This is a genomic window from Paenibacillus sp. FSL R5-0912 (genome assembly GCF_000758605.1).
GTDB lineage: Bacteria > Bacillota > Bacilli > Paenibacillales > Paenibacillaceae > Paenibacillus_AQ.
Genome location: NZ_CP009282.1, coordinates 2,822,793 through 2,840,457, shown reverse-complemented (window position 1 = coordinate 2,840,457; position 17,665 = coordinate 2,822,793). Strand labels below are relative to the sequence as shown.

Sequence of the window (17,665 nt, the reverse complement as noted above, 5' to 3'; positions counted from 1 at the left end):
CTGAGAATTAAGCATGTACATCCTACAACTACTATTAAGATAACGGGGCATCCACTATTATGAAACAGACATCTTCCCTTAAACAAAAAGCCGGACAGTTTCTGCATATCCTGCTTCCGATTCTCATTACACAAATTGCATTGTCGGCCATCACTTTCTTCGATACGAATATGTCCGGTAAATTCGGCACAAATGATCTCGCCGGTGTAGCTATAGGAACAAGCCTGTGGATTCCGATCCAGACCGGACTCAGCGGGATTCTAATGGGAATCACGCCGATTGTCTCTCATCTGATCGGCAGCCGCCGCAATAAAGATGTCGCCTATCAGGTCATGCAAGGCATGTGGCTCTCCTTGCTCGTATCGATGCTGGTGCTCATTCTGGGCGGATTGGCCTTATCGCCGGTACTCCATTTCATGAACCTGGAGCCAGAGGTACGCAATATTGCATTCCGGTTCCTGCGGGCGATTTCTTTTGGCATTATTCCATTGTTCGGTTATACCGTAGTCCGCAGCTGCATTGACGCACTGGGTCAGACCCGTGTCTCGATGTTCATCACACTGATTGCTCTTCCGGTTAACGTGGGCCTCAATTACCTCCTGATCTTTGGTAACTTCGGATTCCCCCGCCTTGGCGGAGCAGGTGCTGGTGTAGCCTCAGCCATTACATACTGGGTAATCTTCCTGATTGCCCTGGTCTTTATCTATCGAGCCGAGCCCTTCAGAGGCCTGCAGCTCTTCCGCAAATTCCATGCCATGTCGCTTAGCAGCTTTAAGGAACTGATGAAGATCGGTGTACCTATCGGTTTCTCAATCTTTTTTGAAACTGCGGTTTTCTCAGCCGTAACGCTGCTTATGAGCCGATTTGATACGGTTACTATTGCAGCCCACCAGGCAGCGATTAACTTCGCGTCTACCCTGTATATGATTCCGCTGAGCATCTGTATGAGTCTGACGATACTTGTCGGCTTCGAGAGCGGCTCCGGCCGCCTTAAGGATGCCCGACAGTACGGGATCATGGGTATTGGAACGGCAGCGGTCCTCTCACTGCTTACCGCGCTGGTGCTGTTGTTTGCCGGCAGCCATGTCGCCGGGCTGTATTCGGATGAACCTGAAGTGATATCTCTAATTCAGCATTTCCTGATCTATGCAATCTTTTTCCAAATCTCCGATGCCATCGCAACTCCAATTCAAGGTGTACTGCGGGGGTATAAGGATGTCAACCCTGCCTTCATCATTTGTTTCATTGCTTACTGGGTGATTGGTCTTCCAGTCGGATACCTGCTCGCGACTTATACTGATTTGGGCGCTTACGGTTACTGGATCGGGCTGATCACTGGTCTGGCTATAGGCGCTATTCTGCTGCTGTCGCGACTCATAAGGGTGCAACGAAGATTCGCTCTTCAGAAGGCTTGAGTATTTACAGCTTATATTCGAAAAACAGCCGCAGGCAAGAGGTGAATCCTCCTGTCTGCGGCTGCTCTTTTTAGCGGCTTTTCACAAGCAGCTGTACTGCTTCCTTGATGACCTGATCCGGAGTATTTCCCTTGGCCAGCTCCTCCTGAATGCAGTGCTCCAGATTGTCTCCGATAACTGCACCGGCAGTGCGGTCTACAGCGGTTCTGATCGCGGTCAGCTGGGTTACAATCTCCCGGCAATCCTTGCCCTCCTCCAGCATGCTGAGAACCCCCCTTACCTGACCTTCAATACGCTTCAATCTGTTTATTATTGCTTTGTCATATTCCACAGTTTCTTCGCCCCTTTAAATGAACAGATTAACACCCGAATCCTCTGCGGCACCGAGATAGCTGGCAACACCGCCAATCTCTACCCCTTCAATCAATTCTTCCTGTGAGATACCCATGATGTCCATACTCATAGAACAGGCCATCAGCTTCACACCGGCATTAAGCGCCCCCTGCATAAGCTGCTCCAGTGAATCTACATTCTTACGCTTCATCGTGTAGCGGATCAGTCTCGCACCCAGCCCGCCCATATTCATTCTTGATAAGGGCAGCTTTTGCGTTCCTTGCGGCATCATCATTCCAAACATTCTGTCGAGAACCGACTTCTTCACCCGCTGAGACTGCCCACGGCGCAGAACATTCAGGCCCCAGAAAGTAAAGAATATTGTTACCTGCTTACCCATCGCAGCGGCACCTGATGCGATGATGAAGGAGGCAATGGTTTTGTCCAGATCGCCGCTGAATACAACCATAGTTGTCCCTTCAGTAACTTTGGGGTTCTGTTTCTGTACCTGGAGAGCCTCTTCTGCATTCCATGATCCTTTGCGCACCAGCGCCTTCACTTTGCCTTCAGATACATCCAGAGATTCCAAGGTGTTATAAGTCTTGCTGCACCACTGTCTAATGTCAGCGGCAAAACCAAAATCCGTCGCGGTTATTTCAACACGCTGGCCTGCTTCCATTGACTTTACAGTTTCATATACTTTGAGTATAGGGCCCGGACATTGCAATCCGCAAGCATCCAGTAAAAGGCGCTGTTCAGTCTTCTCCTCTTTCGGGCTATTCCCTGTGTCGGATGGATCTGGAAGCGCTAAACCGGACGAAGTCATGTGCTTCTCAATACTCTGCGACCCGCCTCCTGCCATAGCGGCATAAGTTTTATATCCTCCGTCGACATTTCTTACAGCGTATCCGGATTGGCTTAACATTCTGGCAGCAATATAGCCGCGCAGCCCCACCTGGCAGGATACCGCTATTTCCTTGCCCCGCGGAATCTCTGTAAGCCGGTCTCTCAGCTCCGGCAGCGGAATGTTTATAGAACCGGGAATACAGCCAGATAACTGTTCTACTTCATCCCTGACATCAATAATAAGTCCGCCGCTGCGTGAGAATTCATCCACTTCATGCCACTGCAGGTTTCTTACGAGTCCCTCCATGAGGTTAGAGGCTACGTAACCCGCCATATTTACCGGGTCCTTAGCAGAGGAATACGGCGGAGCATAAGCCAGTTCAATATCTGCCAGCTCACCGGCTGAAAGATTGCCGCGAATTGCTGTGGCAATGACATCAATCCTTTTATCAACACCGCTGCTGCCCACTGCCTGCGCTCCGTAAACGGCTCCTGTCTGCGGATTGAACAACAGCTTGAGCGCTATCGGAGCGGCATCGGGGTAATACCCGGCATGAGAATTAGGATGTATATGCACAGCTTCAAAGGGCACCCCAAGAGACCTGAGCGTCTTCTCGTTATTACCGGTAAGCGCAGCTGTTAAATCAAAGATCTTAATTATTGCCGTGCCCATGGCTCCGCTGTATGCTGCTTCGCGTCCATTAATATGATCTGCCGCGAGACGGCCCTGCCGGTTCGCCCCCCAGGCCAAAGATACCATGGTATCGAAACCTTGGATGCGGTCCTTCACTTCAATGACATCCCCGACGGCATAGATAGCCGGGTCACTGGTCTGCAGGGAGGCATTCACTTTAACCGCCCCCCGGATACCAAGTGCAAGGCCACTGCTGCGTGCCAGATCATTCTCAGGACTGACTCCAATTGCCATGATCACCATATCAGTTAGAAGCTCTTCACCGGAGGAGAGGCGAAGCAGTCTGCCTTGTTGTTCAAAAGCCTCTACACCCTCATTCAGCCGCAACTCTACACCATGAAGTCGCATATGGTCTTCCAGAGGCCGGGCCATTTCCGGATCGAGGGGATTCAGAATCTGCTGGCCCCGGTCAATTACAGTTACTTCAAGACCCCGCTGCCGCAGATTCTCTGCCATTTCAAGGCCGATGAAGCCTGCACCGATCACTGTGGCATGTCTGGGCTGATGGCTATCAACATAAGCCTTGATGCGGTCGGTATCGGGGATATTTCTTAATGTGAACAAATTCTCTGCAGCAGAAATACCCTGAATAGGCGGCACTATCGGCCGCGCACCGGGAGATAACACTATGATATCGTATGGAATCTTTTCAACCTCTCCAGTGTTGATGTTGCGGCATTGTACCAGCTTGTGTTCGCGGTCAATCTCTGTCGCCTCAGTGAATATTTTCACATCGATATTGAAACGGGCCCGTATACCCTCAGGTGTCTGCAGAAACAACTTTTCTCTGGAATCAATAGTTTCTCCGATGTAATAGGGCAGCCCGCAGTTGGCAAAGGAAACATGCTCTCCACGTTCCAGAATAATAATCCGGTCTTCCTCACTCAATCTTCTTAAACGTGCAGCAGCTGATGCTCCTCCTGCTACTCCGCCAATAATGACAATAGTTCTTCCCACTTCTAATTCCCCCTTATGAATAATACCCCTATGGGTATAAATATATACGGGTGGGGGTATATAGTCAAGTAAAAAGATGTTCTTGCTGTAGGTCATGGCACCCGTATAACGGAATCCTATTTATCTATACAGCTCAGAGCAAAGAAATGTCGAGTTAAGCACCTCTTTCTAAATAGAATCACAGGAAAAAGACCGCCTGTCTTCAGGCGGTCTTAAAGGAAAATAATAATTCCCTGTTCCTACTATTGGGACAAACGGGAAGCCAATTCATACAGATCCGTGTCAAAGTCTTTCTTAGTATTCACTACTTTATCGATATCAGTAAGAGTCAGTTCACCCTTGATAATTCCGCATGCTTTGTCCGATTCGCCCTCAATCAGCTTGCGGACCGCGAAGTCACCCAGACGGCTGGCCAGGTTGCGGTCACCCGGAGTAGGTGTTCCGCCGCGCTGGATATGTCCCAAAACTGTTACGCGGGCATCCAGAGAAGCATGACGGTCCTTGAGTGCCTGCGCCACATCTTCGCCTTTGCCTACGCCTTCAGCAACAATTACAATACTGTGGCGTTTGCCGCGGGCAAAATTGTCCTTCATCCGGTCCGCTACTTCATTCAGGTCATACGGCATTTCAGGTACAAGGATTGTTTCCGCACCGGAGGCAAGACCCGCATGCAGCGCGATATCTCCGCAGTGGCGTCCCATAACTTCCACGATCGAAGAACGCTCATGGGAAGACATAGTGTCACGCAGCTTATTGATCGCATCCACTACAACGCCAACAGCCGTATCGAAGCCAATGGTGTAATCTGTGAATGAAATATCATTATCAATTGTTCCCGGCAAAGCCATGGTGTTAATTCCTAGCTTACTGAGTTTGTTCGCCCCTTTGTAAGAACCGTCACCGCCAATGACTACTAGGCCGTCGATGCCCATTTCATTAAGAATGTCAGCACCTCTTTGCTGGCCTTCCGGATTCAGGAACTCCAGACAGCGCGCAGATTGAAGAATGGTGCCCCCGCGTTGAATAATGTCACCTACACTGCGCAGATCCATCGGGAAAATATCACGGTTGAGCAAACCCTGATACCCGCGCTGAATGCCGAACACTTCAATTCCGAAGTAGATCGCGCTGCGGACAACCGCACGTACAGCGGCGTTCATGCCCTGTGAATCTCCTCCACTGGTTAGTACTGCGATTTTTTTTACGTTTGCCATTGTGTTTGTTCCTCCTTAAAATTGCGCCGGATATCCTCCGTATCAGAATGAGCCCCGGCAGCATCTAGTGCGACTAATACATGTGTTTGCGTATCCAGCGGCTGTTAACGAAGAAGAATAGCCGGGTCAGCGGGCTTTTTCTCATCAGCCGTTTGGATACAGAGCGAACCTCCCGCTGTTCGCTGACTTTCGGATCGGATAAATAAAGTGCCAAGAGCCCCTCGATGACCATACGATGCATTGAGGTCTCGGGAAGAGTCCGGACATCCTTGCGGGCCCACTCCACGATGGAAGCGATCCGATTCAGCATGGTATCAGTGTTGTCATAATAATTGCAGAAATTGAGGTCACCGCCTGCCCGGTCTTCGTCCTGGTCAATCAGATAATCCAGCATAATGTGCAGTCCGCACACATGCGGAAAGTAAGCAGCGCGAATCGAAGCCGATGCGTCCAGGCTCAGCTTGGGATCGCATGAGGCCAAAAAAAGCATAAAGACGCCAAGGGTTGAACCGGTTGCGGCTGCAAACTCATTCCACCCGAGATGAGGTGCACGATGGCCCTCTCTCTCCCACCATTCCTTCAGGGCAGCTTCCCTGAGCTCCGGACGGATGTGCTTGTAGACCTGAAGATCGGTGTATAATACGGCCAGATCACGAATCTCGGCGGCGGCGGCGGCGTATCCGGGAAGCTGGGAGGTCATCTCCTGGCATTTGCGGACCAGCCTGTACAAATATCCGCCGTCATTCTGTTCATTGCGCAGCTCGTAGTAATTCCCCGGCTCTGCCTCAGGGTTAATTGCATCAAGCATGGATTGATGCAGCAGCCGGAAATCGGCAGGGTCAAGTGAAGTACTACGATCACATAGGTTGTCCAAATAATCACTGATCGTCTGATAAGCAACAATTAGCGGAATCAGTATATGTCTCATCGACAAATTGCCGGCGGCATAAATACCGCCGCCTTCGCAATGAAACTGCTTCGTTTCAATGCTGGCAAGCGCTTGCTTGCGGAGCTCGGGATCGGGAATCCCTTCTGCATCCTGGCGCCAGAAATCGAGGCATGCCCGCACTTCCGGCAGCACGTACTTGTAGACCCTGTTCATCAGTCCAATGGGACCGCGCGGACTAAGGTAACGGCCTTGCTCAAATTCATTCAATGACAGTGCCTCCACATTGTTGTCTCCTTATCCAAATCATCATTATTATAATATGCAGAGCGTATTTGTACAAACAACAAAATCACTTTCGCAAAACCTTGAAAGATTCAGAAAAACGTTTTTCCACGAAACCCATGCCTCAACAGCTTTATGCTATACTATTACCCGTTCGACATTAAATGTATGAGATTAGGCTTTATTTCATATCTGGAGGAGTGCAGGTTCATGTATGCAGGACGGAGCGGCGGCCAATATAGCGATCAAAACTGGCTGCGATCCTTTATGTTCACCCTATACGGCACCAGTGTGCTGGTTGTATCCTATTTCCCTTTATTCTATTCACATTTGGGCTTCAGCAGCCCGCAGATGGGTCTGCTCTACTCTGTCGGCCCGCTGATCTCCATCCTCTCCAATCTGTTCTGGAGCATGATGAGTGACCGTCTGGGCACTGTCCGGAAGATCATGGCCCTCCTGCTCGGAGGTCAGCTGGTAACCGCTATCATTCTGGCCAGAGCCGCAGATTTCTCGAGTGTTATGCTTATTTTGTCCGTTTTCTATTTCTTCTATTACCCTGTATTTCCGCTTGCGGACACCATGGCCATCAAAATAGCCCAGCGTCACGGTCGGAACTTCATTGCCATCCGTGTATTCGGCTCGCTCGGGTATTCATTCTTCGCCCTAACGATCGGTTATGTGCTGAGAGCACTCGGTCCTGACTATAGTGTAGGCATTTGTATTGTGATTGTCGTGACCGCACTACTTATCACCTTCGGACTGAAGGATGTAAAAGTCAGCGAGCCAGTTTCCGCACACGTAAGCGGGGAAGCTTTAAGCAAACCGCTTAAAGGCGGCGGTCTCAAAGAAATTCTATTTCAAAAAGAAGTGCTGTGGTTCTTCAGCTGTGTCTTCCTGCTCGCTATGGGTTACCGCATGAATGAAGCCTTTCTGACCATCAGCCTCAAGGGAATGAATGCCGGGGATGAGATTGTCGGCTGGGCATTACTGGCTTCCGCTCTTAGTGAGATCCCTATCTTCTTCCTGCTGAGCAAATACGGCGACAAATTCAAGGAACTGCCGCTGCTTGCTTTCGCAAGCCTGATGTTTGCCTTGCGGTTCCTGTTCATGTCACTGGCTCAGGAGCCGGGAGCTGTAGTTGCCATTCAGGCTATGCACAGCGTCTCCTTCGGCATTTATTATGTAACCGCCGTCCGCTATATCACGCGGATGATCCCGGATCATCTCCGGGCAACGGGAATGGCACTCTTCACGGTTGTATGGTCCAGCGGTGCCGGTCTGCTCAGCGGCACCTTCGGCGGCCTGATCTATCAGGATGCGGGACGCACTGTATTTTATATGGTGGCTACCGGATTCTCAATCCTTGCTTTTATCGGCTTCCTGTCCAAGCACCTGATGGATGTGGGGGGAGGCCCCGACCGGCCGTTACGGAAAAAGGCCGGGACTCCGCTCTGAGTATTGTATTGTGGGAATTATCCAAACAGCCATGCCATCCCGGAGCCGGGAGTGGCATGGCTGTTTGGATTCTCATTCTATAGTAGAAATAAAAAAACACAGTTCCCTAGAGAACTGTGTGCTGCTTAAGTTGCTTGTTGCTACTCATGCAAATGCGTGTTGCATCAAATATATATATTGCGGCTGGCAGAAGCTCTGCCTGACCGTATCTTATAATTTAACTACGTTCGCTGCTTGTGGACCACGGTTACCATCCGTAACATCGAATTCAACCGCTTGGCCTTCATCCAAAGTCTTGAAACCGTCGCCTTGAATAGCTGAGAAGTGAACGAATACATCTTCGCCGCCTTCTACTTGAAGGAAACCATAACCCTTTTCTGCGTTAAACCATTTTACTGTACCTTTCAAATGAACAACCTCCTAAAAATACCGCCATATATGGCGTATGCTTACATTATACTCCATCTATACTTGTAAAGCAATCCATCTTTTCCCTGTATTCGTGATTTAATTTGCTTTTCCCTTCTCCGGTGCGTTATCATTGAGCCAAAAGCCAAAAATCGCCAGGGTGGTAATGATAATGATCAAAAAACATGAAATATACAAAACAGACAAATGGAATATGATGACAGTGGAAGTTCAGGGACGTTATATTATCCTCCGTGAAATTTCCGATCAATGGGGAGAAGAAACACATACCTTCATGAGCCGTCCGGCCATGATGCAGTGGGTCAACAACCGCTTCAACAAAGAGTCCTACAAAGACAATGAAGAAGAGTACAAGAATATCATCGCTGCCTTCAAACAGGTATAAGCGCGAATGAACAATGAGAGCCTTGTAATCTATGTAATTGTCGTTCTGTGTCTGGGTGCCGTGCTCATTATGAGCAAGGACAAGATGCCGCCGCGTTTGAAACGCGGCATGGCCTTAACTGCAGTCATCATGATTGCACTCGCTTTTGTCTTCATTATTTACAGCATGCTCGCATAATTTCACCGTAAGTAACTATAAGAATTAATAATCAGGATTTGGCAGGACATACTAAGCCTACTTTAAGATTCAGGAGGCTGCTGTCATGTCGTTTACTTCCAAATCCCTCCCGCTGCTGCTTGTTCTCAGCCTGCTGCCGGGGAATGTGTCCGCAGCAGTGCCGCAAGCCGAGACTATGTCTGCTGCATCCCATCAACCGAGGAGGATTATATCTATGGAACAATTACCCAAAAGAAGTGAAGTGCCCGCCGAGAACCGCTGGAAGCTTGAAGATATGTTTGCTTCAGAGGAACAATGGGATGCCGAATACAAGGAAGTGAAGGAGCTAATCAAAAGCGCCTCTGACTTCCAGGGCAAGCTTGATTCTCCTCAGGCCCTTAAGAAATGCTTCGAGCTGGACGACAAGCTGTCCCTGCTTACCGAACGCCTCTATGTCTATGCGCACATGCGCCAGGATGAAGATACGGCGGCTCCAAAGTATCAGGCGCTCTCCTCAAAGGCCAAGAAGCTGGGCGTTGAAGCCGGGGAAGCTCTTTCTTTTGTCACACCGGAAATTCTGGCCCTGCCAAACGAAACCCTGGACCAGTTCATTGCCGATCCTTCTCTCTCTGACTATACCTTCACCTTAACGGAAATGAAACGTGAGAAAGCGCATGTCCTCTCCAAAGCGGAAGAAGCATTGCTCGCTCAGGTGGGCACTCTAGCCCAGGCTCCGCAGACAGTGTTCGGTATGCTGAACAATGCGGATCTGAAATTCCCGAAGGTCAAGAATGAAGATGGCCAGGAAGTGGAGCTCACCCATGGCAGCTATATTCAGTTCCTGGAAAGCCCGGACCGTGAAGTGCGCAAGAATGCCTTCAAAGCGGTCTATGAGACCTACGGCAAGCAAAAGAACACCATCGCGGCTACGCTTAGTGCGAATGTGAACAAGAATGTATTTTACTCGCGTGTGCGCAAATACCCTTCCGTGCTGGAAATGTCCCTCTACGGTGACAATATTCCGAAGGAAGTCTACACTAATCTGATCGACACCATCCATGAAAGCCTGCCGCTTATGCACCGTTATATGAAGCTGCGCCAGAAGCTGCTTGGAGTAGATGAGTTACATATGTACGATTTGTTCGCTCCGCTCGTAGATGAATACAAGCTGAATATTACTTTTGAGGAAGCCAAGAAGATCACTAAGGAAGGGCTTAAGCCGCTCGGCGAGGACTACCTAAGCGTGCTGCAGGAAGGCTACGACAAAAGCTGGATTGACGTTTATGAGAATGAGAACAAACGCACCGGCGCATACAGCTGGGGAGCTTACGGCACCCACCCTTACGTGCTGCTGAATCATAATGACAACCTCAACAGCATGTTCACACTGGCGCATGAAATGGGCCATGCACTGCATTCCTACTATTCAGACACGACGCTGAAATACCGGGATGCCCAGTACACCATTTTCCTGGCAGAGGTAGCTTCGACCACCAATGAAGCCCTGCTGATGGATTATCTGCTCAACAAGTCGACCGATCCTAAGGAAAAGATGTACCTGCTCACCTATTATGCCGACCAGTTCCGCACTACCGTGTTCCGGCAAACGATGTTCGCAGAATTCGAGAAGATCATTCACCAGCGTGCTGAAGAAGGCGAATCGCTTACTCCTCAGGACCTCTCTGCTATCTATTACGACCTGAATGTGAAGTATTACGGTAAGGATATGGTCGTGGATAAGGATATCGAGATGGAATGGGCACGGATTCCGCATTTCTACAACAGCTTCTATGTCTATAAGTATGCTACGGGCTTCTCGGCGGCGACCAGCTTCGCCAAACAGATTCTGGAGGAAGGCAAACCGGCGGTGGACCGTTACCTCGGCTTCCTGAAGAGCGGCGGCAGTGATTATTCGATCAATATCTTGACCAAGGCCGGCGTTGACATGTCCTCTCCTGAACCGATCCGTGAAGCAATGAGCGTATTCGAGAGCGTAATCGAACAGATGGAGCAGTTGACCAAGTAAGACAGAAAGCTTAGTATTACAGTAATCCCTTGCCCTTGCGGGCAGGGGATTTGTATTGTCATACCATTCTGAGGAGGTAGCTATATGAAATTTCAATGGTCACTTATATTAGGTTTATTTTTCGCTCTGCTGACTGCAGTATTCGCAGTAATGAATGTGGATACGGTTCCCGTTAATTTCGGGTTCGACTTTGTCAGCATCCCGCTCATTCTTGTCATTCTCGGCTGTGCGCTGATCGGTGGCGTTGTTGTCGGTTCTTACGGCATTTTCCGCCAATATAAGCTGCAGAAGCAGATTAAAAGCTTGAACGCAGAGCTGACCAAGCTCCGTGATGCAGGTAATGCCATGGATTCAATGTCTGTCCCTAATGATGTCCTCTCTTCAGAAGGATCAGCCCAAGTATAACCATACACCGAATAGGAGGAACACCCCTTGCTTAACATTCAGCCTAATGAAGAATATATCCTTACCCTGCTCAAAAAACTGCTCGACACCCCCAGTCCCAGCGGTTTCACCGCCCAGGTGATGACTCTTGTGGCCGAAGAAGCGGCTGCACTGAATATTCCGCTGAGCTGGAATGAGAAGGGCGGCGCGATCCTGACTGTTCCCGGACTTGATCCTTCGCGCACCATCGGCATCAGTGCCCATGTAGATACGCTGGGCGCCATGGTCCGCTCCATTAAACCAAACGGTACCCTGCGCCTGACCTCTGTCGGCGGGTTCACCATGAATAGTATCGAGAATGAGTACTGCACGATTCATACGCGCAGCGAATTAACTTATACCGGTACAATCCTGACCAGCCACCCTTCCGTGCATGTGTATGCGGATGCGCGCGACTTCAAACGTGCGGAAGAGAACATGGAAATCCGTATTGATGAAGTGGTCTCGACCAAAGATGATGTGCTGAAGCTGGGCATTGCTGTGGGTGATTTTATTTCTTTTGACGCCCGTGCGGTATTGACGCCGAGCGGTTATGTTAAGTCCCGTCATCTCGACGACAAAGCCAGCGTAGCGGCCATCTTCGGCCTCCTGGAGAGCATCCGGCGCGAAGGCTGGAAGCCGCTCCATAACCTGTCCCTATTGATCTCCAATTACGAAGAGGTCGGACACGGTGCTGCCTGGATTCCGGGCGGGATTAACGAGATGATCGCTGTGGATATGGGCGCTATGGGTGACGATCTAAGCTGCAAGGAGACCGATGTCTCCATCTGTGCCAAAGACTCCTCCGGACCTTATGACTATGCCATGACCAGCAAGCTGATTGAGCTCGCTAACGGGCTGGCGATTCCTTTTGCGATAGATATCTATCCGCAGTATGGCTCCGATGCTTCAGCGGCGCTGCGTGGCGGAAACAACATCCGGGCCGCGCTGATCGGTCCGGGCGTGCATGCCTCCCACTCCATGGAGCGCACACACAAGCAGGCCGTGTTGAATACAGCTAAGCTGCTTGCCGCTTATGTTGGGGCGCACTGAATTAAAGATATGGCTGCGAGTTCACGGTGAGCTTAGGCTGTGCGGAATGAATCATAGAGACTATGAAGGCCATTAGCCATGCTGCGGAGTTTGCGGAGGGATGCTTGTGTCGGCGCGATTTGAGTTTGGGGGACGGCTGCAGAGTTTGCGGGGGCATCGCAGGTGGTGGATTGTTACTGCCGCTGTGTTGCTGACAGTGTTTGTAATCATCCTGGCTGCGCTTAGGCTGACAGATGATGAAGAGCAAGAGGTCTTTGACGGCCTCCCTCATAGGTACATCTATGCGGAGAGTTCAGGCGAGGTTCAGCTGCATATGATGTCGCTGAACCCGGAGGATGTGGTGCTGCGGCGCGCAGGGCAGCCGCTGCGACAGATTGCCGCCTATGGAATCAATGGCGGCTTCTTCTATGGCGATGACCTGCTGTCCATCGCCATCATGAACGACGTGCCGGTGAACGGCGCACCGCAGGGCTACGGCTCCGGCTGGTTCAACGCGAAGTACGAGCGGGGAACCCTGGTGTGGGATGGAGCCGCGGGAGCGTTCAGCGTACAAGTCGTTGCCTCCGGCGGCGACCTGGCGGTGAGTGACCGCGGGCATTACTGGGCGCAGGGCGGGATCAGCATGAACCTGCAGCATGAAGAGCTGTGGGCAGCTGCGGCGGCCGCAGAGCATCTTCCCTTTGAGGGCGAGCGGCGCCTGCGCTCCGGGCTGGTCTACGACCAGTCCGGCAAGCTGTGGCTGCTCGTCACGAATTCGCTCTGCACGGCAGCGGAGTTCCGCAACGCCGTGCAGAGATCCGTCCCCGGCGAGGGACGGGAAGGGATCTTCCTCGACGGAGACGGTTCATCGCAGATGAACGCAGACGAGGTAGTGCTGACCGGCGATTCGCGGCCGGTCGTGCAGATGATTGCCGTGGCGGGCGGGAAATAACCGGGGCCCGGAGCCTTACCCGGCCACGGACCTTCCTGCTCGCCACGATGCTTATGCCGATCACAATGCTTATAGCTATGTTATAGCGTAATAACCAAAGAGTGCTGTGCCAGTTCTATTCATAACTGGCACAGCACTCTTTCTGTTAACTGTATAAGATAAGCTGAACTATGGAAAGCATCGGCGGGAGACGTATCCCTATTTTTCACTATGGAATAATACTTTCCGGGTGAAGAGGACCAGAAAATCCGCTATTTGAGCAGATTCAGCGGATTCGCTGTCCAAGCGGACTCAGAGGCCCTTATATGACCGATTATGCCTCATTTCGGGCTTAATCAATAACATAACGGAATCTCAGTCCGCTTCACCCTCCCAAAGAGTATTTTTGGAGATAAAGCGGCTTGTCAGTCCGCCTCACTCTCAGGCTTGAGTATTTACAACCGATCCAACAGTAGAATGTAATGTTTTTGAAAATTTACAGGGATGGCACAAGTTCAATTCGCGGTATATCCCCGTTCTTATAGACCGGAATGAGCTGCACGGGGCTTTTGCCGGAATCAACTACAGCTATAGTGAGATCCTGTTCTGAAGTTTCCTTATGCCTCCGGGACAGCTTGTTATCAGCTGAAATAGGGTGAGCTATAACTGGTGCAGAGGTATAATTGTAGTATTGGAGCGCCTCTACATTGTGTTCAATGTGTTCATTGGCTTCATCGGGGGCTTCCGGCCTTCCGAACAAGAAAACAGCAGCAACAAACATGACACTTAAGCCTATATCTCTCAGTCGTATGTTCATCATGCACGCCTCCGCAAACAGTAAGATTGAAGAAACAATCTTTCTACATTTAAGCACATATATATAAGAACATCCTACCATAAATTTACTATATAAGACGCACTTAAGAGTTGAATTTGAAGCTTAGTCGTCACTGCGGTGAACCTTTGGACTTCCGGCCGCTCCCCCCCCCCCAGATTTCTTGATGATTACCGCTGTTCGCGGTAGATATCCGGTGGCTGATTATGCTTCCGTAGCTTGCTTTCCTGGAGAAAGCTTTCAGGCGCGGTCGCTATCGCTCCACAGTTCCAAGTTCCCTCTCCGCTTCTTTCGCTTTTTGTTATTTCTTAGTGCGTCCTATATGGTGCATAGCTATTCCGGGGAAATCTAATGTTGTATTTCTTCCACAGCGCAAAAGGAAACCCGGCCTCTGAACTTCAGGTGCCGGGTTTCCTGTTGTGCGTTTAAATCACCATACCTGCTCCAGCTTATCTGCATAGAACATAATAGCTTTGCTGTAACTGTGAATCCCTGCATCGGCAGAGGTTTCGGACAACAGCTTAAGCAGCAGCTCCATCGCCTCTGCATGCGCACCCAGATTATGCAGCGTCATGGCCAGGAAGGCTTTGAACTCCGCACGCTGCGGAAATTCAAGCACGCCCTGCTCCAGTAGCTCCCGGGACTGTGAGTATGCCCCAAGCGTCCGGTACGTGCTTCCCAGTCCCAGCATTGCGCCTGCCTTCTGCTCCTCATCCGGAAGACCAAGAGCAAGACTCTGCTCGTAATAGGGCACGGCCTCGCGTTCCATGCCGAGCACATCATGCGTCCAGGCTAGCTGATAGTACAGCTCGGCATTGCCGTCATCCGCTGACAGCAGCTGAAGCAGCATGACTCTCGCTTTCTCTGCTTGCCCGGAGGTCCGCAGCGCTATGGCAGCTTCGAGGGTACTTGTCACTGGCAGCGACCTCCTTATATAAATAACTCTAATATAATTCTGACAGGAAAAATTAATAACTATATAACCGCTCTTTAGACAACAACCCTACAAGATACCGGCCAGTCACTGTGAGACTGACGGAGATACGACAATCGTCAATTCCCCACACTTGATTCGTTGCCGGCTGAATTGAAATTTCTTAGAGCTAGGAAGCAGCAGCGCGGACATAGATGTTGTACGTTTTTGCAACTTTGATTCATAAATAACCAGCTGTTCAGGAGGATTGTAGTACAAAATACAAGTATAATCCTGCCAAGCCGTTTGAAAAAGGTTAAATCCTGCCTTTATACAACAATCGCGGATTTGGGCCGATAAAATAAGGGAAATGTTGTTTTTGGGGCAGGATTTTATATCACAACAATGGGGAGCAGCGGAGAGAGTTTGTCACATCCTTAACCCCGCCCCGCAGCGCCGCAAACCTCACGCCTTACCCGCGATCTTCTCTGCCAGCTCATTCAGATACGTCCAGCGCTCCATCAGGCGCTCCAGCTCCGCTTCGGCCTGCCGCTGCTTATCCACCAGCTCCTGGAGCTTACCGGAGTCAGCAAAGGCCGCCTCCATCTGTGCGGAGATATCTACGAGATGCTGCTCGGCCTGTTCGATGGCCTCGTCGATGCCCTCGTATTCCTTCTGCTCCTTGAAGGTGAATTTCAGCTTCTCGCGTGACGGCGCGGCTGCTGGCGCATTCCCGCTCTGCTCTACAGCGGCAGTAGCACTGCGGCCTCCAGCGCCTTCAGACTTGCCGGAGCCACCACTGCCGGTAGGTACGTTTTTTGCCAGCCATTCTTCATATTCACTATAGTCACCAACATGCAGCCGGATCGATCCGTCCTCAAACGCAATCAGCTTATCCACCGTACGGTCCAGGAAGTACCGGTCATGCGATACGGTAAAGACTACACCGGGGAATTCATCCAGATAGTCCTCCAGCACGGCCAGCGTTCCGATATCCAGGTCATTCGTCGGCTCATCCAGCAGCAGAACATTCGGCGCTCCCATAAGCACGCGCAGCAGGTAGAGGCGTCTCTTCTCACCCCCGGAGAGCTTGGAGATCGGGGTCCACTGCATCGCCGGCGGGAACAGGAACCGTTCCAGCATCTGGCCGGCGGTGATGACACTGCCGTCGGCTGTCTTGATGATTTCCGCCTCTTCCTTCACATATTCAATCGCGCGCATGCTGAGATCCATATCCTGGTGCTCCTGAGTGAAATAACCGAGCTTCACGGTTGTCCCCAGCTGAACCTCGCCGCTGTCCGGCGTGAGCTTTCCGGCGATCAGGTTGAGCAGGGTCGACTTCCCGCTGCCGTTCTTGCCGACAATGCCTACCCGGTCCTGCGGCACCGCGATATAAGTCAGGTCCTTAATCAAGGTCCGGCCGTCCATGGATTTCGTGAGATCCTGGATCTCGATGATTTTGCGGCCCAGTCTGGTGGAAGCCACAGAAATATCCATCGAGGCTGATGAAGTCCCGCCTGTACTCTCCTTCAGCTTCTCGAAGCGGTCGATACGCGCCTTCTGCTTCGTGGATCGTGCTTTGGCACCCCGGCGGATCCACGCCAGCTCGGTGCGCAGCAGATTCTTGCGCTTCTGCTCCACCGAGGCTTCGCGCTCTTCGCGGTCAGCCTTCAGCTCTAAGAAGCGGGAATAATTCGCTTCATAGCGGTACAGGCTTCCTTCGTCTAGCTCCAGCATTACGCTGGCTACGCGCTCCAGAAAATAACGGTCATGCGTAACCATCAGCAGGGCGCCACGCCGTTTCTGCAAATATTGCTCCAGCCAGGCTACGGAATCCGTATCGATATGGTTGGTAGGCTCATCCAGAATCAACAGCTCAGAAGGCGTAATCAGCGCCGCTGCAAGCGCTACACGTTTGCGTTGACCGCCGGAGAGGTTCTCCATCCGGGCATCAAATTGTGTGATTCCAAGCTTGGTCAGGACAATCTTGGCTTCGCTCTCAAGCTGCCAGGAGCCGGCGGCATCAATGGCCTGCCCGATTTTGACGAGTCTGGCTTCCAGCCCGGAATCACCCGGATTCTGCTCCAGCAGAGACATAATCTCCATGTACTCCCGCATCGTAGCCAGCTCTGGATCATCTCCGGCAAAAACCTGCTGCAGCACGGTATTGCCAGGCTCATACGGCGGATTCTGCGCCAGATATTGTACACGTACATCATTGCCGATGGCAATCTGCCCGGCGTCTGGTGTATCCAGCCCGGCGATAATCTTCAGAAAGGTTGATTTCCCCGTTCCGTTGACACCAATGACGCCAATCTTGTCCCTGTCATCCATGCCAAAGGATGCATCACGGAATAACGTTTTCTCCCCGTAGCTTTTGGAGAGGTGTTCCACGGTCATAATATTCATCAGTTGTCCTCGCTTGCCTTATATTTATAAACCAGGTCTGG

Annotated in this window: 16 protein-coding genes; 8 read left to right on the top strand and 8 right to left on the bottom strand. The window is 51.0% G+C overall.

Going from position 1 to position 17,665, the window contains the following annotated elements:
* Nucleotides 1-59 precede the first annotated feature (59 nt).
* Entirely contained in the window at nt 60-1,415 is a 1,356-nt protein-coding gene (locus tag R50912_RS11840; RefSeq protein WP_042235030.1) for an MATE family efflux transporter, read from the top strand.
* 70 nt (nt 1,416-1,485) lie between these two features.
* Here R50912_RS11840 and R50912_RS11835 read toward each other — a convergent pair whose 3' ends face one another.
* From R50912_RS11835 to R50912_RS11820, 4 genes are all read right to left on the bottom strand, one after another.
* Nucleotides 1,486-1,746 (bottom strand): metal-sensitive transcriptional regulator, encoded by a 261-nt coding sequence (locus R50912_RS11835; RefSeq protein WP_042235028.1) that lies wholly within the window; start codon nt 1,744-1,746, stop codon nt 1,486-1,488.
* A 15-nt stretch (nt 1,747-1,761) separates the two neighbouring features.
* Nucleotides 1,762-4,245 carry an FAD-dependent oxidoreductase gene (locus R50912_RS11830; protein ID WP_042235027.1) on the bottom strand — a complete coding sequence of 828 codons (2,484 nt, stop codon included), beginning with the start codon at nt 4,243-4,245 and terminating at the stop codon, nt 1,762-1,764.
* A gap of 242 nt (nt 4,246-4,487) precedes the next feature.
* Nucleotides 4,488-5,459: a 6-phosphofructokinase gene (gene pfkA / locus R50912_RS11825; RefSeq protein ID WP_042235025.1), complete on the bottom strand. Its 972-nt coding sequence runs from the start codon at nt 5,457-5,459 to the stop codon at nt 4,488-4,490.
* 73 nt (nt 5,460-5,532) lie between these two features.
* Nucleotides 5,533-6,615 carry a tetraprenyl-beta-curcumene synthase family protein gene (locus R50912_RS11820; RefSeq protein WP_042242166.1) on the bottom strand — a complete coding sequence of 361 codons (1,083 nt, stop codon included), beginning with the start codon at nt 6,613-6,615 and terminating at the stop codon, nt 5,533-5,535.
* Nucleotides 6,616-6,840: 225 nt separating this feature from the next.
* On the opposite strand from R50912_RS11820, the gene R50912_RS11815 reads away from it, so the two are divergent.
* Complete coding sequence (locus tag R50912_RS11815) at nt 6,841-8,085, top strand: MFS transporter (RefSeq protein WP_042235023.1); 1,245 nt, start codon at nt 6,841-6,843, stop codon at nt 8,083-8,085.
* 210 nt (nt 8,086-8,295) lie between these two features.
* Here R50912_RS11815 and R50912_RS11810 read toward each other — a convergent pair whose 3' ends face one another.
* Entirely contained in the window at nt 8,296-8,493 is a 198-nt protein-coding gene (locus R50912_RS11810; protein WP_036725228.1) for a cold shock domain-containing protein, read from the bottom strand.
* A gap of 172 nt (nt 8,494-8,665) precedes the next feature.
* Here R50912_RS11810 and R50912_RS11805 point away from each other — a divergent pair, with 172 nt between their 5' ends.
* From R50912_RS11805 to R50912_RS11780, 6 genes are all read left to right on the top strand, one after another.
* Nucleotides 8,666-8,899, top strand: coding sequence for a hypothetical protein (locus tag R50912_RS11805; RefSeq protein WP_036702226.1), 234 nt, complete (start codon nt 8,666-8,668; stop codon nt 8,897-8,899).
* 6 nt (nt 8,900-8,905) lie between these two features.
* The gene (locus R50912_RS35565) at nt 8,906-9,076 is read left to right on the top strand and encodes a hypothetical protein (RefSeq protein ID WP_039299681.1); all 171 of its coding nucleotides are present in this window, start codon (nt 8,906-8,908) and stop codon (nt 9,074-9,076) included.
* A gap of 214 nt (nt 9,077-9,290) precedes the next feature.
* Nucleotides 9,291-11,081 carry an oligoendopeptidase F gene (gene pepF / locus R50912_RS11795; RefSeq protein WP_042242164.1) on the top strand — a complete coding sequence of 597 codons (1,791 nt, stop codon included), beginning with the start codon at nt 9,291-9,293 and terminating at the stop codon, nt 11,079-11,081.
* 84 nt (nt 11,082-11,165) lie between these two features.
* The gene (locus R50912_RS11790) at nt 11,166-11,486 is read left to right on the top strand and encodes a LapA family protein (RefSeq protein ID WP_042235020.1); all 321 of its coding nucleotides are present in this window, start codon (nt 11,166-11,168) and stop codon (nt 11,484-11,486) included.
* Nucleotides 11,487-11,513: 27 nt separating this feature from the next.
* A complete protein-coding gene (locus R50912_RS11785) occupies nt 11,514-12,557 on the top strand; it encodes a M42 family metallopeptidase (protein ID WP_042235019.1) in 1,044 nt (347 codons plus the stop codon).
* Nucleotides 12,558-12,663: 106 nt separating this feature from the next.
* The gene (locus R50912_RS11780; protein ID WP_231637831.1) at nt 12,664-13,488 is read left to right on the top strand and encodes a hypothetical protein; all 825 of its coding nucleotides are present in this window, start codon (nt 12,664-12,666) and stop codon (nt 13,486-13,488) included.
* Between the two features lie 475 nt (nt 13,489-13,963).
* Here R50912_RS11780 and R50912_RS11775 read toward each other — a convergent pair whose 3' ends face one another.
* From R50912_RS11775 to R50912_RS11765, 3 genes are all read right to left on the bottom strand, one after another.
* Complete coding sequence (locus tag R50912_RS11775; RefSeq protein ID WP_156123086.1) at nt 13,964-14,287, bottom strand: hypothetical protein; 324 nt, start codon at nt 14,285-14,287, stop codon at nt 13,964-13,966.
* Nucleotides 14,288-14,732: 445 nt separating this feature from the next.
* Complete coding sequence (locus R50912_RS11770; protein ID WP_042235013.1) at nt 14,733-15,218, bottom strand: tetratricopeptide repeat protein; 486 nt, start codon at nt 15,216-15,218, stop codon at nt 14,733-14,735.
* 462 nt (nt 15,219-15,680) lie between these two features.
* Nucleotides 15,681-17,624 (bottom strand): ABC-F family ATP-binding cassette domain-containing protein, encoded by a 1,944-nt coding sequence (locus R50912_RS11765; protein WP_042235011.1) that lies wholly within the window; start codon nt 17,622-17,624, stop codon nt 15,681-15,683.
* Between the last annotated feature and the right edge of the window lie 41 nt (nt 17,625-17,665).

Excerpts from the sequence above, each read along its gene's own strand:
- R50912_RS11840 (WP_042235030.1), top strand. The coding sequence starts at position 60 with ATGAAACAGACATCTTCCCTTAAACAAAAAGCCGGACAGTTTCTGCAT.
- R50912_RS11765 (WP_042235011.1), bottom strand. The coding sequence starts at position 17,624 with ATGAATATTATGACCGTGGAACACCTCTCCAAAAGCTACGGGGAGAAA.
- R50912_RS35565 (WP_039299681.1), top strand. The coding sequence starts at position 8,906 with ATGAACAATGAGAGCCTTGTAATCTATGTAATTGTCGTTCTGTGTCTG.
- pfkA (WP_042235025.1), bottom strand. The coding sequence starts at position 5,459 with ATGGCAAACGTAAAAAAAATCGCAGTACTAACCAGTGGAGGAGATTCA.
- R50912_RS11815 (WP_042235023.1), top strand. The coding sequence starts at position 6,841 with ATGTATGCAGGACGGAGCGGCGGCCAATATAGCGATCAAAACTGGCTG.
- R50912_RS11790 (WP_042235020.1), top strand. The coding sequence starts at position 11,166 with ATGAAATTTCAATGGTCACTTATATTAGGTTTATTTTTCGCTCTGCTG.
- R50912_RS11775 (WP_156123086.1), bottom strand. The coding sequence starts at position 14,287 with ATGATGAACATACGACTGAGAGATATAGGCTTAAGTGTCATGTTTGTT.
- R50912_RS11805 (WP_036702226.1), top strand. The coding sequence starts at position 8,666 with ATGATCAAAAAACATGAAATATACAAAACAGACAAATGGAATATGATG.
- pepF (WP_042242164.1), top strand. The coding sequence starts at position 9,291 with ATGGAACAATTACCCAAAAGAAGTGAAGTGCCCGCCGAGAACCGCTGG.